The organism is Ruegeria halocynthiae (assembly GCF_000743705.1).
In the GTDB taxonomy this organism is placed as follows: Bacteria; Pseudomonadota; Alphaproteobacteria; order Rhodobacterales; family Rhodobacteraceae; genus Ruegeria; species Ruegeria halocynthiae_B.
Window position 1 is genome coordinate 62,183 of record NZ_JQEZ01000005.1, and the last position, 13,077, is coordinate 75,259.

The following is a 13,077-nucleotide window of genomic DNA, read 5'->3' on the forward strand; positions in this document are numbered from 1 at the left end:
CAATCCATGAACCGGCAATCACACTGCGCCGCATACAGCCTAAGCCCCTGCGACCCCGTCGAATCTGAGATGGGACCAAAATTAACCCAGAGTGTGAAAGCGTGAGAAATCGAAATGCCGGAAAAGAAAAAACAGAGAGCAGGTTCCCCTAACCCTCTGTTTTTACCTTGGTACCCAAGGCCGGACTCGAACCGGCACGTCCGTTAGGACGGGGGATTTTGAATCCCCTGCGTCTACCATTCCGCCACTTGGGCCACGAACACTGAATTAGCGTCCAAGACCGGGAAGGTCCAGAGGCAAAAACCAACCCAAATCCAGTTTGTTTGCCCGGCAGCGGTTGACGCCTTGTCAGACGCGTGGTTTGGCTTGCGCAACGACGAAACAGGAAAATAACACGTTATGTTGCGATCGCTTTATGACTGGACCATTCGTCTGGCCGAACATCCGCGTGCCCTGTGGGCATTGGCCGTTGTGGCCTTTGTCGAAAGTTCGTTCTTTCCGATTCCACCGGATGTTCTGATGATTCCGATGATCCTGGCCCGCCCTTCCCGTGCATGGCTGATCGCAACTGTCGCACTTGTCGCATCTGTTTTGGGGGGCTTGCTGGGATACGCCATCGGCGCGTTCTTTTACGACAGCATCGGTCAACCCATCCTCGAATCCATGGGCAAGGCGCACGCCATGGAAGAGTTCAACACCAAGTTCAACGACTTCGGGTTTTGGGCCGTGTTGGCTGCTGGTGTCACCCCATTCCCCTATAAGGTCATCACGATCATGTCCGGCTGGACCGGGATGCCGCTGGGCACCTTCATTGCCACGTCGATTCTTGCGCGGGCCTTGCGATTCTTTGTGGTCGCCGGGCTGCTTTGGAAGTTCGGGGAACCGATCCGCGCCTTTATTGAAAAGCGGCTGGGCCTTCTGTTTACCCTGTTCATCATCCTTCTGTTCGGTGGTTTCCTGGTGGTGAGGTACCTATGACGCGCAGAAACATACTTGTTCTTGTTGCCACTTGCGGCTCAGTCGCGCTTTTGCTTGGCGCATGGGGGTTTCAGTACATCGGCGGGCTGCCGCCCTGCAAATTGTGCATCTGGCAGCGGTATCCGCATGGCGTGGCCATCCTGATCGGAGCTTTGGCGCTTGCCCTGCCCCGACAGGCATACCTGCCCCTTCTCGGCGGGCTTGCAGCACTGACAACAGCCGTGATCGGCGTCTTTCACGCCGGGGTCGAGCAAAAATGGTGGGAGGGTCCTTCGACCTGTACCTCGGGCGATATCGGTGGTCTGTCATCGCAAGAGCTGATGGATCAGATCATGAACGCCCCGCTGGTACGTTGCGACGATATCCCCTGGCAAATGTTCGGCCTGTCGATGGCCGGATGGAACGCTGTTCTTTCCGCTGTATTGGTGTTGGTCTGGCTCGCGGCGTGGCGTGCGCGGTAAAGATCAGAACTCGTCCAGTTCCGCATCCCAGTACAAAAAGTCGATCCAGCTGTCATGCAGATGGTTCGGCGGGAATTTACGACCGATATTCCGCAATGCCTCGGCATCGGGCTGACGTGGCGGTTTGCGCAAGTTCATCCTCGCCTGCCTTAGGGATTTCGACCCTTTGCGCAAGTTGCATGGGCTGCACGCAGCGACCACGTTTTGCCAGCTTGTGACACCACCTGCTGCGCGCGGTACGACATGATCAAACGTCAGATCACCACGACCGCCGCAGTATTGGCAGCGGAATTCGTCCCGCAAAAATAAATTAAAGCGCGTGAAGGCCACGCGCTTTCTGGGTTTCACATAATCTTTGAGGACAACGACCGACGGTATTCGTATCTCGGTACTCGGGCTTCGGACCACCTCGTCATACTCGGCCACAATGTCCACCCTGTCCAGCCAGGCCGCCTTTATCGCCTCTTGCCAGGGCCACAGGGATAAGGGGTAATAGGACAAGGGGCGATAATCGGCGTTCAAAACCAATGCCGGATGGTGCTTTAGCGCACCCGGTTCCCTGACAAATTCGGTCCTGAAGTCTCCATCCATCTCAGAATCGCTCCTCGCTCTGCTCTGCCCGTTTTGACACCAGAGCGGGGAACACCCGCCCCGGCCTTAACTTAACTATATATCGTGTTAAAACTCTGACAAGCCCTGAGTTTCCACAATATCTCGGGGATTGGTTAAGCCGAATCCGTAACAACATCGTGACAGTTATCCACAGGTTGCACCGATCTGGTCGGCGGGCTATGGCGTGAACCATGTCTTGGTTCATACGCTTCAACAAACCCTTCGACGTGCTGCCGCAGTTCACTGACCGCGCGAATTCGGATACGCCGCGCAGCACTTTGTCGGATTATATCGACCTGCCCGGAGTGTATCCGGCCGGGCGGCTGGACCGCGACAGCGAGGGGCTGATGCTGCTGACCGACAACGGGCGGCTGCAGGCGCAGATTTCCGATCCCAAACACAAGATGGCCAAAACCTATTGGGTGCAGGTCGAAGGGCTGCCGGATGCCGCAGCCCTGAAAGCCTTGCGCGACGGGGTCGAATTAAAGGATGGGCCGACCCGACCCGCCAAGGCGCGACTGATGGATGAGCCGCAGGGGCTGTGGCCACGCAACCCTCCGATCCGCGTGCGCCAAACAGTACCCGATTGCTGGATCGAACTGACGCTGCGCGAAGGCCGCAACCGGCAAGTCCGACGCATGACGGCAGCCGTGGGGCATCCGACGCTGCGCCTGATCCGGGCGCAGATCGGTGATTGGTCATTGGACGGGCTGGACCCGGGCCAATGGGACACCCTGTCCCCACCGGCTTTGCAGGCCGCCCCACAGCGCAAACGGGACCGCCGCCCCCGCCGGTGACAAAAAGCGCGTGTTGTGATAGACTTACAGAATGAAGGTCACGCCGGATATCCCCACACCCACAGGCATTCTAGAAGCCGCGCTGTATGTCGACGATCTGGATGAGGCCCAGCGGTTCTATGGCGAGGTTCTTGCGCTTGAGCGAATTCAGCGCGTGGCCAATCGGCATGTTTTCTTCCGGGTCGGTGGCTCGGTCCTGTTGCTGTTCAACGCAGATGAAACCGAGAAACCGCCGGGCAACCCCGATTTGCCAGTCCCGCCGCATGGCGCGCGTGGACCTGGCCATGTCTGCCTGATCCTGACCCGCGCCGAAATCGACGCGATGCGCAAACATCTGTTGGACTGGAACATCCCCATCGATGCGGAATTCGACTGGCCCAGCGGCGCGCACTCACTATACGTGCGGGACCCATCCGGGAATTCGGTGGAGTTCGCCGAAGGGCATCTGTGGGGCTGACATCTTTAGTTCAGCGGCTGCTTTATACCGCCGACAACCCGGTAGATATCGGCTGAAATCACGCCGACCTCTGCAAGTACACCCTGAAACGCGGCCATATGCGGCGCGGTAAAATGCGCCTCAAGCGCGGCCTGATCCTGCCATTCCTCATAGATCCGAAACCGGTTGGGCTGACCCAGAATCTGGCTGAACTCATAGGTCAGACACCCCGGCTCTTTCATCGTTTCAGCCACCATCTGTTGCGCGGCCTTAGCGGCGTTTTCAACGCCGTCTGGCGCAACTTCGACAATTCCCGTCACGATCAGCATTCGATTTTCCTTTTCAGTTCAAATCGTTTCGAGATCCGGTCCACCGGCGTTCCGTCCCGCAACGGCACACCATAATCGACAGAATAATCACGAAACCCCATCTTGTCGTAATAGTTCAGCCCTTGCCCGTTATCGGCCCGGATGGTTGCGTTGATCGCAATAAAGCCCATGGCCACAGCCTGCCTTGACGTTTCCGCAAACAAAGCGCGCCCAGCCCCTTTCAACACAGGTTGGCGTCGGGCGAAGGTGGCGATGTCGGCACAATCCGGCGGCAAATCCGTGTTCGTACCCAGCCATTGAAACCCTGCCACATCGCCCTGATCATCCAGCGCGACGTGACAGAAAGTCTTGTCGGCTCCGTCTAGAAAGCTTTGCCTGAACAGCGCTTCAGAAAACGAGGTTTCAAACGCGGTTGACCCCCCAATCTGGATGATATCGTTGAGGATGCGGCACGCCGTCGCCACATCCTCGGGCATCATGGGGCGGACCGCGATCATCGCTACAGGCTCAGCTTGTCGCGCATGAAGGCCAGCGCGACGCTCAGGCCGTCGGGTGCGATACCGTGGCCGGTGCCCTTCATCACATGGGCAAAAACATCTTTGAACCCGGCCTCTTGCAGCGCTTCGGCGGCTTCGGGCAGCGATTGCGGTGGCACCACATCATCGGCATCCCCATGCACCAGTAACACGGGCATCCGGCTGACCGTTTCGTCCGGCAACAGATCGGGTTCCAGCAACCGGCCCGAAAAGGCAACGATCCCGGCAACCGGGTCTTCACGACGTGGGGCGACATGCAGGCTCATCATCGTGCCCTGCGAGAAACCGAACAGAACAACCTGCTCGGGCAACACGTCTTCGTCCACCATCAGAGCGTCAAGGAAAGCGTTGAAATCCTCGACCGCCATCTCCATGCCGCGCCGCGCTTCTTCCTCGGACGAGCCGTCGATCCACGGGATCGGGAACCACTGAAAGCCGTTGGGCATTCCGGGGATCTGTTCGGGCGCATCAGGGGCCACAAACAGCGTGTCCGGCAGGTGTTCGCCCAGCGGGTCGGCCAGCCCCAGCAAATCGGCCCCGTTGGCGCCATAGCCATGCACGAACACCACGACTGAGCGTGTATCGCCCGAAACCGGCTCTTTTCGGAGCGCATTCAAAACCCGTGTCATCTGATCCCTTCTCGTTCTTTGGCCACGCGGTAATAGGCCCACAACACCCGCGCCGCAACCGATCGCCAGGGCGACCAGGCCTCGGCCATCTGGCGCAGTTCCTTGTCTGTCGGGCGTTTGGGCAGATCGTAGAGGATGCGCGCCGCCTCTTGCAGCGCCAGATCACCCGGCGCGATCACATCGGCCCGGCCCAGCGAGAACATCGCGTAAATCTCAGCCGTCCAGACGCCAATGCCCGGTACTTCGGTCAAAACGGCCATGACCTCTTCGTTAGAAGCATCTCGTAAGACTTTGTAATCAATACGCGCCTCGGCCAGCGCCCGGGCATAACGGATTTTCTGACGGCTTAGCCCGACTGCGCGTAAATCGTCATCCGTGGCCCACATGATCTTGCGCGGTCCGGTCAGTTTCGCGTCGCGCAACCGCTTCCAGATCGCATTGGCCGAGGCCACGCTGACCTGTTGGCTGACAATGGCGCTAAGAAGCTGGGCAAACCCGTCCGGGCGGCGGCGTAGGGGCAAAGGGCCTGTCTGCTCCATCGCCCAGGCCATGCGCGGGCACGTCGCTGCCAGCCAGGTGGCCCCTTCTTCGACACAGTCGGGTGTCTCGATAATCCGTCCGACAGACATGGGCGCTCCGACAGTTGATGGTTCGGGCACGTTAAGTCGCTTTGCCGCAGATGCAACCCGCTTGTGTGGCTGACCTTTCGCGGATACGCATGAGCGCATGACAATGACAACTGCCACCCCGGACAACAGTCAGGCCAAACGCAACGTCGCCGTTTTGGTGGCAGCGCAGGCCATCCTTGGCGCACAGATGCCGATGCTTTTTATCGTTGGCGGGTTGGCCGGGCAGTCGCTGGCCACGAACCCTTGCCTGGCCACCCTGCCCATTTCACTGATCGTTCTGGGTTCGATGCTGGCGGCAACGCCTGTGTCTGCGATCATGCAACGCTGGGGGCGGCGCGCTGGCTTTCTTGTCGGTGCAACCGCCGGAGCCTGCGGCGGCGTGGTGGGTGCGTATGGGCTGTATCTGGGATCATTTCCGATCTTCCTGCTGGGTAGCTTGCTGACCGGCATCTACATGAGCGCGCACGGTTTCTATCGGTTTGCAGCGGCTGACACAGCGTCTGATGAATTCCGCCCCAAAGCCATTTCCTATGTCATGGCAGGCGGGCTGGCGGCAGCCATTATCGGGCCGCAGATCGTAAAGCTGACGTCGACCGCATATGTCATCCCATTTCTCGGCACCTATCTGGCCGTGATCGCCGTGAATGTCGTCGGCTCGGTTCTGTTCTTTTTTCTCGACATTCCCACGCCGGAAAAACCCAAGGAAGACGCGCCCAAAGGGCGGACCCGGCTGGAAATGCTCAGGACGCCCCGGATTGCCGTGGCGATCATCTGCGCGATGGTGTCCTATGCCCTGATGAACCTTGTGATGACCTCGACCCCGCTTGCGGTGGTGGGGTGCGGGTTCTCGGCCAATGACGCCGCTGACGTCGTTACCAGCCACGTGTTGGCAATGTACGTGCCCAGCTTTTTCACCGGCCAGCTGATCGCCCGTTTCGGAGTCGAGAAGATCGTGGCCCTAGGCCTTGCCATTCTGGCCGCCGCTGGTGTCGTCGCGCTGCAAGGTGTCGAACTTGGAAATTTCTTCGTCGCCCTGATCCTGCTGGGCATCGGCTGGAATTTTGGTTTCATCGGCGCGACCACGATGCTGGCCGCCTCGCATGACGTGAATGAACGTGGGCGGATGCAAGGGCTGAACGACCTGCTGGTGTTTGGCGGCGTGACGCTGGCATCGCTGGCCTCGGGCGGGTTGATGAACTGCTCGGGTGGGTCACCGATCGAAGGCTGGACCGCCGTAAATCTGGCCATGATCCCGTTGCTGACACTGGCAGGCGGTGCGCTGCTGTGGCTGGTTCTGAAACCCTCTGACGCGGAAACGGCCTGACGCCTACCAACGCCCGCTGGCGGCAGTCCACATCAGCGACAACCTGCGTCGCACTTCCCCTTGCAGCAAATCCCCAGCCGCCACACGCTTTGGCTGGGCCACAGCACGCCGCAGCACCCATTCCGCCTGCCATCCGGCATATAGCGCGGGCCGGGCCTGTGCCGAGATACCCGCAGACCTGGTTCGCGCCGACTTAAGCCTGTCCAGGGCCTTTTGCGCCAATGTCCGGACACCTTCGGGCGTGCCGTCCAGCAAGGGAATGCGACCGCGCGCTTCCAGATCGGGAATGGCCCGCAGCCAGTTGGCCACACCCACGCCATAGCCGAATTCGCGCAGAACATCCTCATCCGCGGCACCCAGCACATGCGCCGTTGCAACCATCAAAGATCCGGCGCTGTGGTTGATGTAGGCGTCGAAATGGGCGTCATCCTCGAACGGATCGCGGTAAATGTCCCAACGCCGGACGGCCACATATTCGTCCAGCTGGGCCGCCAGATGCGGCGAGAGAACGCGCGACAAGGGGGTCATGACCTCATGCCTGCGCACGGGCTTTCCTTCGGCGATCTCCTGCAGCGCATCGCGCCACCATTGCAGGCGCATTTCCGCGATCATCGGCTCTTGCGTGACCCAAGGCGCGCGCGCGACCTCGACGTTCAGCGCATATAGCGGAAACAGCGCCGCACGCGCTGAAACAGGCGCAGCCATCACTGCCATGAAACGGTCTGGATCAGCCCGATGTACCAGCGCGGCGCAGGCTTTTACGTCTTCGTCAAATGCCACGGTCACTCGGCCACCGCCGACTGAGGTCCGCAATCACGTACCAGCTTCCATTGGATCGCATCCAGCAGCGCCTCAAATGACGCATCGACTATGTTCGCGCTGACGCCAACGGTCGACCAGCGGCGCCCCTGCCCGTCCTCGCTGTCGATGATGACACGCGTGACCGCCTCGGTCCCGCCCTGGGTGATGCGCACCTTGAAATCCACCAGATGCATATCGTCCAATATACGCGAATACTGCCCCAGATCCTTGGACAGCGCCTTGGCCAGCGCGTTCACCGGCCCGCGGTCGCTGCCGTGTTCATCATGGGATTCACTGACCGACAGTTTCTTTTCCCCGTCGACCTTCACCACAACCACCGCTTCGGACAGGCTGACCATTTTGTTGTATTTGTTCTTGCGCCGCTCAACGGTCACTTTGTACCGCTTGACCTCGAAGAAGGCCGGAAGCTGTCCCAATTCGTCCCGCGCCAACAGCTCGAAACTGGCCTGCGCGGTGTCATAGGAATAACCCTCGGCCTCACGCTGCTTGATCCGGTCCAGGATGCGCCCCAGCGCCGGATCGCCTTTTTCAACAGCCAGCCCGGCCTCGGTCAGACGTTTGCGCAGGTTCGACTGCCCCGCCTGGTTCGACATCGGGATGATCCGCGCGTTCCCAACCGTGGCCGGATCGACATGTTCATAGGTCGACGGGTCCTTGAGGATCGCGCTGGCGTGCAGCCCCGCCTTATGCGCAAAGGCCGAGGCCCCCACATAGGCCGATTGCTTGCTGGGCACACGATTCAGAATATCGTCCAGCATCCGGCTGACCCGCGTCAAACCGGCCAGCCCTTGCATGCTGACCCCGATATCGAAAGTCGACGCATAAGGGTCCTTCAACAACAAGGTCGGGATCAAAGCAGTCAGATTGGCATTGCCACACCGCTCGCCCAACCCGTTCAGCGTTCCCTGAATCTGGCGTGCCCCAGCGTCCACCGCAGCCAGCGAACAGGCGACTGCGTTTTCGGTATCATCATGGGTGTGAATGCCCAGACGGTCGCCCGGCAACCCGGCGGCGATCACCTCGGACACGATCCGCGAGACCTCGGCCGGCAGCGCGCCGCCATTAGTGTCACACAACACGACCCAACGCGCTCCGGCCTCCAGCGCGGCCCGGCACACCTGAACCGCATATGCGGGATTATCCTTGTAGCCGTCAAAGAAATGCTCGGCGTCGAACAGGGCCTCTCGCCCCTGCGCCACGATATGCGCGACCGAGGCGCGGACATTCTCGGTGTTTTCCTCAAGCGAGATGCCAAGCGCATGGGTGACGTGATAGTCATGCGACTTGCCGACCAGACACACGGCCCTTGTGCCCGCGTTCATCACCGCCGCCAGAACATCGTCATTCTCAGCCGAACGCCCCGACCGCTTCGTCATCCCAAACGCGGTCAACCGCGCCGAGGTCTTGGGCGCGGCGTCAAAAAACGCGCTGTCCGTCGGATTCGCCCCGGGCCAGCCACCTTCGATGTAATCGACGCCCAACACATCCAGAGCCTGTGCGATCTGCACTTTTTCGGCGGTCGAGAACTGCACGCCCTGCGTCTGCTGCCCGTCGCGCAGTGTGGTGTCGTAGAGGTAGAGGCGGGTTTTGGTCATCAAACCGGCCTCCATTTTGAACCATCAGGAGTTGCAATCAAGTCAAAACCTAATTGACGAGCTTGATCCCTCAATAAATCAGATCTCGTGTGATCTTTTGTACTTCGAGCATCTTCATATGCTCTGACGAGTTCGACCACACCTTCATCTTTTGCCTTTTTTATCAGCTTTTTACGCATAGGAACGTCTGGAGAGACTGTTTCAAGCTCCTCAACAAATTCATCGACGAATTCGCTAACTTTCTGGTTAATACGTTCAGAAGTATCTGAGAATTCACGCCCGAAGCCTTCGACATAACGACTGAACACATCTCCAACCGACATATCATCTTTCGCTTCGGGACGGAATTTTAGTCCAAGCAGACGCGCTGAACCTTTCAACACCTCCGCCTTACCCTCTTTCAGGAGTCGTTTCAGTCGAGCAACTGCCGCAGGCGTATTCAAGTCGTTCGCGAGTAGCTCAACAATTTGCTCGTCGACCAACTCTTGGTCCAGGTCGACATTTTCAGTCAACCTACTCATTTTGAGTAGGTCTTTCTCAGCCTCCCGTGCCTTCTTCTCGGTCCAGTCCATCGGCTTGCGATAATGGGTCTGCAGAAAGACAAAGCGGATCACCTCACCGGGCACGTCCTGTTCCAGCAGATCATGGACGGTAAAGAAATTGCCCAGCGATTTGGACATCTTCTTGCCTTCGACCTGCAACATCTCGTTGTGCAGCCAGACCTTTGCAAACTCCCCATGCGGATGGGCGCATTTGCTCTGCGCAATCTCGTTCTCATGGTGCGGGAACATCAGGTCGTTGCCGCCGCCGTGAATGTCAAAGCTCTCGCCCAGCAGCTCATAGCTCATGGCCGAGCATTCGATGTGCCAACCCGGACGCCCCCGGCCCCAGGGCGACTCCCAGCCCGGCAGCTCATCGGTTGAGGGTTTCCACAGCACGAAATCCATCGGGTTCTTCTTATAGGGTGCAACCTCAACTCGCGCGCCTGCGATCATGTCATCGACGGACCGGCCCGACAGTTCGCCATAGTGTTCTTTCCAGCTGTCCACAGCGAACAGAACATGCCCCTCGGCGGCATAGGCGTGTCCCTTGGCAATCAGGTCTTCGATCATTGCGACCATCTGCGCGATGTATTGCGTGGCGCGCGGCATCTCGTTGGGCTCCAACGCCCCCAGCGCGCCCATGTCGTGCAGATACCAGCCGATGGTCTCGTCCGAGCGTTCCTGAACCAACTGCTCCAGCGTTCCTTCGGCCCCGGCCTTTTGCCGTGCCAGTGCGGTCGCGTTGATCTTGTCGTCCACGTCGGTGAAATTGCGCACATAGGTCACATGATCGGCGCCATAGACATGCCGCAACAGCCGATAGAGCACATCAAACACCACCACCGGTCGCGCATTGCCCAGATGGGCGCGGTCATAAACGGTGGGACCGCAGACATACATCCGCACATTGTCGGCGCTGATCGGCACGAAATCCTCTTTCGTGCGCGTCCGGGTGTTGTGCAGTTTGATCGTCGTCATCGGTCGGCTCCTAAAGACAGCATAGCTTCTCGCGTTGGCGCGGGCTTAGCAACTTGTCTCAGGGATGAAAACGAAAGAAACCGGCCCGCTTGAAGTATCAGCAGGTAATGCAGCAAATAATGATGCAGCTCATGCGTTTCATAGCCCCTCCTCTAGCACGCAGACCATCTGGAGCCAAGTCTTGAGTTCTACTTGGAACTGCCGCAGGCTGCCGCAATGAACCGGGATTTCATCAACTCCATCTGCCGCGCGCTGCCGGGGGCCGAGCTGTCCGACCCTTGGGGCGGTGGGCATGATGCCTGGAAAGTCGGCGGCAAGATGTTCGCCTGTATTGGCACGGCAAATGACGGCGTTTCAGTCAAGACACCGGATATCGAAACCGCCCAGATGCTGATTGATGCAAATGTCGCGACCAAGGCCCCTTACTTTCATCGCAGTTGGATACGCCTGCCCTTTGACTGTGCCGAGGACGAATTGCGCCACCGCCTGACCGCGTCCTATGATCTGGTCCGGGCATCGCTGACAAAGAAGGCGCAAGCCGCGCTTCCTGATCGAAGATAATTGACATTCTCAAAAAGCTCTGGCCCAGTCTGCGAAACTGATCGGACAGGAGCGTACCATGAAATTGTCGCAGCGTATCACCCAGCTGACCGGAGGCGGCAGCGATGGTTGGGAAGTGTTCTACCGTGCGCGTCGGATGATCGCTGAGGGCCACGCTATAACCGAGTTGACGATTGGTGAGCATGACGTGCGCACCGATCCCACGATCCTAAACGCGATGGAGATTTCGGCGCGCCAGGGACACACTGGATACGCCATGGTGCCCGGCACAGATTTGCTGCGCGACACTGTGGCGGCCCGGATCCAGGCGCGGACTGGCATTCCAACCTCACGCAACAACGTCCTGATTACGCCGGGCGGGCAATCCGCGCTGTTTGCAGCGCATTTTGCAGTGTGTGACGCAGGCGATGCCGGCCTGTTTCTGGACCCGTATTATGCAACCTACCCCGGCACCATCCGTGGTGCTGGCGCGACGGCGCGTTCAATCCAGACCACAGCCGAAGACGCGTTCCAGCCCCGGGCCGAGGCGATTGATGCCGCTGCAGAGGGTGCCGTGTCCCTTTTGATCAACACGCCAAACAATCCCACGGGCGTGGTGTATTCCCGTCAAACGCTTGACGGTATTGCAGAGGTTTGCCGCAAGCGCGATCTCTGGCTGATCTCGGATGAGGTCTATGACACGCAGGTTTGGGATGGCGAACATATCTCGCCCCGGACATTGCCGGGCATGGCAGACCGCACGCTGGTCGTTGGTTCGATGTCGAAATCTCATGCAATGACCGGTTCAAGATGCGGTTGGGTTGTTGGCCCAGAGGAAGTCATCGCCCATCTGATCAATCTGGCCACGCACACAACGTATGGCGTCCCCGGCTTCGTTCAGGACGCGGCCAGTTTCGCGCTGAATGCTGGAAGCGAGCTTGAACAGAACATCGCGGCCCCCTTTCGCAGACGTCGCGCGCTGGCCATGCGCATTCTCGAAACCCAGAATACCGTTGGCCTGGTTCCGGCGCAGGGCGCGATGTATCTGATGCTGGATATGCGTGCCACCGGACTAAGCGGCGAAGGTTTTGCCAACGCGTTGCTGGATACGCACGCCATTGCGGTCATGCCGGGCGAAAGCTTTGGCACAGCTGCGGCAGGTCATGTTCGGGTTGCGATGACAATTGATGATGACCGGTTCGCGGCAGCGCTTAGGACGATCTGCGACTTTGCTGCTGGTCTGGCTGAACGTCGCGCGGCTGAGTAGTCGGCGTCAAAACCGGAATGTTGTACGCAGGTTAAACACGTTAGCATCCAGCCCGCCGTTTGATCGTGTGACATCGTCGAAATTCTGACGCAATGCCTCGCCGCTGATAACAAAGTTCTCTCCAATCGGATAGGCAACACCGATTCCATAGACGGCGGCGGTATCGTTGTCGGCCGAGGTTTCCGCCCTGGCCGCACCGACGACGACATAGCCCAACGCTGTCCCAAAATCATAGCCACCGCGCAGTTTCAGACGTGTCATGCTGTCAAGGCTGCCCTCACCCTGCCCCAGATTCAAAGAGAGCCGGTTGTATTCCAGTTCCCCGCCAAGAACGAAGTTTCCGAAATCGCGATCGTATCCGATATGCGGGCCAAAACTGGCGTCATTCCCGCTGGTCCCGTTTGGCCCATCGGCATCCGTGTATCCAAAGCTGAATCCGGCATAAGCGCCGGTCCAATCCTCAGCCAAAGCTGGGGCCGCGCTGGTCATCAGTGATGCAACAATGAAGGCCTTTAGGACTTTCATTAACCTCTCCAAAAAAACCTTGCACCAAAGCTTGGGTCAAGTCGGGGTATCGTTATGCAAACAAATGGTCAGCAATC

The 13,077-nt window shown here is 59.0% G+C and carries 16 protein-coding genes and 1 tRNA gene; 7 read left to right on the forward strand and 10 right to left on the reverse strand.

Annotated elements, in window-relative coordinates; genetic code table 11:
* Positions 1–168 precede the first annotated feature (168 nt).
* Positions 169–254 (reverse strand) — tRNA-Leu (locus tag JT51_RS17215).
* 145 nt (positions 255–399) lie between these two features.
* Here JT51_RS17215 and JT51_RS17220 point away from each other — a divergent pair.
* Together JT51_RS17220 and JT51_RS17225 are read left to right on the forward strand one after the other, a co-directional pair.
* Positions 400–978 carry a YqaA family protein gene (locus tag JT51_RS17220; protein ID WP_037315660.1) on the forward strand — a complete coding sequence of 193 codons (579 nt, stop codon included), beginning with the start codon at positions 400–402 and terminating at the stop codon, positions 976–978.
* Positions 975–1,439: a disulfide bond formation protein B gene (locus tag JT51_RS17225; RefSeq protein WP_037315663.1), complete on the forward strand. Its 465-nt coding sequence runs from the start codon at positions 975–977 to the stop codon at positions 1,437–1,439. Before JT51_RS17220 ends, JT51_RS17225 begins: the two co-directional genes overlap by 4 nt.
* Positions 1,440–1,442: 3 nt before the next feature.
* On the opposite strand, the gene JT51_RS17230 is transcribed toward JT51_RS17225, so the two are convergent.
* Positions 1,443–2,030, reverse strand: coding sequence for an HNH endonuclease (locus JT51_RS17230; RefSeq protein ID WP_037315665.1), 588 nt, complete (start codon positions 2,028–2,030; stop codon positions 1,443–1,445).
* Positions 2,031–2,242: 212 nt separating this feature from the next.
* Between JT51_RS17230 and JT51_RS17235 the strand changes: the two genes are divergently transcribed.
* Both JT51_RS17235 and JT51_RS17240 read left to right on the forward strand, forming a co-directional pair.
* Positions 2,243–2,848: an rRNA large subunit pseudouridine synthase E gene (locus JT51_RS17235; protein WP_037315668.1), complete on the forward strand. Its 606-nt coding sequence runs from the start codon at positions 2,243–2,245 to the stop codon at positions 2,846–2,848.
* A 31-nt stretch (positions 2,849–2,879) separates the two neighbouring features.
* Positions 2,880–3,305 (forward strand): VOC family protein, encoded by a 426-nt coding sequence (locus tag JT51_RS17240; protein WP_037315671.1) that lies wholly within the window; start codon positions 2,880–2,882, stop codon positions 3,303–3,305.
* Between the two features lie 5 nt (positions 3,306–3,310).
* On the opposite strand, the gene JT51_RS17245 is transcribed toward JT51_RS17240, so the two are convergent.
* From JT51_RS17245 to JT51_RS17260, 4 genes are read right to left on the reverse strand one after another with little or no spacing between them, the layout of a single operon-like run.
* Entirely contained in the window at positions 3,311–3,613 is a 303-nt protein-coding gene (locus tag JT51_RS17245) for a putative quinol monooxygenase (RefSeq protein ID WP_037315674.1), read from the reverse strand.
* Complete coding sequence (locus JT51_RS17250) at positions 3,607–4,110, reverse strand: GNAT family N-acetyltransferase (protein WP_037315677.1); 504 nt, start codon at positions 4,108–4,110, stop codon at positions 3,607–3,609. Before JT51_RS17250 ends, JT51_RS17245 begins: the two co-directional genes overlap by 7 nt.
* A gap of 2 nt (positions 4,111–4,112) precedes the next feature.
* A complete protein-coding gene (locus JT51_RS17255; protein ID WP_037315680.1) occupies positions 4,113–4,778 on the reverse strand; it encodes an alpha/beta hydrolase in 666 nt (221 codons plus the stop codon).
* Positions 4,775–5,407, reverse strand: a complete 633-nt coding sequence (locus JT51_RS17260) for a DNA-3-methyladenine glycosylase family protein (protein ID WP_037315683.1) — start codon at positions 5,405–5,407, stop codon at positions 4,775–4,777. The genes JT51_RS17255 and JT51_RS17260 overlap by 4 nt, the downstream gene beginning before the upstream one ends.
* 97 nt (positions 5,408–5,504) lie before the next feature.
* Here JT51_RS17260 and JT51_RS17265 point away from each other — a divergent pair, with 97 nt between their 5' ends.
* Positions 5,505–6,731 (forward strand): MFS transporter, encoded by a 1,227-nt coding sequence (locus JT51_RS17265; RefSeq protein WP_037315686.1) that lies wholly within the window; start codon positions 5,505–5,507, stop codon positions 6,729–6,731.
* A 3-nt stretch (positions 6,732–6,734) separates the two neighbouring features.
* Here the strand turns inward: JT51_RS17265 and JT51_RS17270 are convergent, their stop codons facing one another.
* The 3 genes from JT51_RS17270 to cysS are packed head-to-tail and all read right to left on the reverse strand — an operon-like array spanning position 6,735 to position 10,668.
* Positions 6,735–7,511 carry a phytoene/squalene synthase family protein gene (locus JT51_RS17270; RefSeq protein WP_037316314.1) on the reverse strand — a complete coding sequence of 259 codons (777 nt, stop codon included), beginning with the start codon at positions 7,509–7,511 and terminating at the stop codon, positions 6,735–6,737.
* 2 nt (positions 7,512–7,513) lie between these two features.
* Positions 7,514–9,148: a citramalate synthase gene (cimA, locus tag JT51_RS17275; protein ID WP_037316317.1), complete on the reverse strand. Its 1,635-nt coding sequence runs from the start codon at positions 9,146–9,148 to the stop codon at positions 7,514–7,516.
* Positions 9,148–10,668, reverse strand: a complete 1,521-nt coding sequence (gene cysS, locus JT51_RS17280) for a cysteine--tRNA ligase (RefSeq protein ID WP_081894732.1) — start codon at positions 10,666–10,668, stop codon at positions 9,148–9,150. Before cysS ends, cimA begins: the two co-directional genes overlap by 1 nt.
* 216 nt (positions 10,669–10,884) lie before the next feature.
* Between cysS and JT51_RS17285 the strand changes: the two genes are divergently transcribed.
* Both JT51_RS17285 and JT51_RS17290 read left to right on the forward strand, forming a co-directional pair.
* A complete protein-coding gene (locus tag JT51_RS17285; RefSeq protein WP_037316323.1) occupies positions 10,885–11,229 on the forward strand; it encodes an MmcQ/YjbR family DNA-binding protein in 345 nt (114 codons plus the stop codon).
* Between the two features lie 58 nt (positions 11,230–11,287).
* A complete protein-coding gene (locus JT51_RS17290) occupies positions 11,288–12,475 on the forward strand; it encodes a pyridoxal phosphate-dependent aminotransferase (protein WP_037315688.1) in 1,188 nt (395 codons plus the stop codon).
* Positions 12,476–12,481: 6 nt separating this feature from the next.
* On the opposite strand, the gene JT51_RS17295 is transcribed toward JT51_RS17290, so the two are convergent.
* A complete protein-coding gene (locus tag JT51_RS17295) occupies positions 12,482–13,000 on the reverse strand; it encodes an outer membrane protein (RefSeq protein WP_051927627.1) in 519 nt (172 codons plus the stop codon).
* Between the last annotated feature and the right edge of the window lie 77 nt (positions 13,001–13,077).

What these genes read in the sequence shown, in the direction of transcription:
- JT51_RS17220 (WP_037315660.1), top strand. Translation starts at nt 400, where the DNA reads ATGTTGCGATCGCTTTATGACTGGACCATTCGTCTGGCCGAACATCCG.
- JT51_RS17225 (WP_037315663.1), top strand. Translation starts at nt 975, where the DNA reads ATGACGCGCAGAAACATACTTGTTCTTGTTGCCACTTGCGGCTCAGTC.
- JT51_RS17230 (WP_037315665.1), bottom strand. Translation starts at nt 2,030, where the DNA reads ATGGATGGAGACTTCAGGACCGAATTTGTCAGGGAACCGGGTGCGCTA.
- JT51_RS17235 (WP_037315668.1), top strand. Translation starts at nt 2,243, where the DNA reads ATGTCTTGGTTCATACGCTTCAACAAACCCTTCGACGTGCTGCCGCAG.
- JT51_RS17240 (WP_037315671.1), top strand. Translation starts at nt 2,880, where the DNA reads ATGAAGGTCACGCCGGATATCCCCACACCCACAGGCATTCTAGAAGCC.
- JT51_RS17245 (WP_037315674.1), bottom strand. Translation starts at nt 3,613, where the DNA reads ATGCTGATCGTGACGGGAATTGTCGAAGTTGCGCCAGACGGCGTTGAA.
- JT51_RS17250 (WP_037315677.1), bottom strand. Translation starts at nt 4,110, where the DNA reads ATGATCGCGGTCCGCCCCATGATGCCCGAGGATGTGGCGACGGCGTGC.
- JT51_RS17255 (WP_037315680.1), bottom strand. Translation starts at nt 4,778, where the DNA reads ATGACACGGGTTTTGAATGCGCTCCGAAAAGAGCCGGTTTCGGGCGAT.
- JT51_RS17260 (WP_037315683.1), bottom strand. Translation starts at nt 5,407, where the DNA reads ATGTCTGTCGGACGGATTATCGAGACACCCGACTGTGTCGAAGAAGGG.
- JT51_RS17265 (WP_037315686.1), top strand. Translation starts at nt 5,505, where the DNA reads ATGACAATGACAACTGCCACCCCGGACAACAGTCAGGCCAAACGCAAC.
- cimA (WP_037316317.1), bottom strand. Translation starts at nt 9,148, where the DNA reads ATGACCAAAACCCGCCTCTACCTCTACGACACCACACTGCGCGACGGG.
- cysS (WP_081894732.1), bottom strand. Translation starts at nt 10,668, where the DNA reads ATGACGACGATCAAACTGCACAACACCCGGACGCGCACGAAAGAGGAT.
- JT51_RS17285 (WP_037316323.1), top strand. Translation starts at nt 10,885, where the DNA reads ATGAACCGGGATTTCATCAACTCCATCTGCCGCGCGCTGCCGGGGGCC.
- JT51_RS17290 (WP_037315688.1), top strand. Translation starts at nt 11,288, where the DNA reads ATGAAATTGTCGCAGCGTATCACCCAGCTGACCGGAGGCGGCAGCGAT.
- JT51_RS17295 (WP_051927627.1), bottom strand. Translation starts at nt 13,000, where the DNA reads ATGAAAGTCCTAAAGGCCTTCATTGTTGCATCACTGATGACCAGCGCG.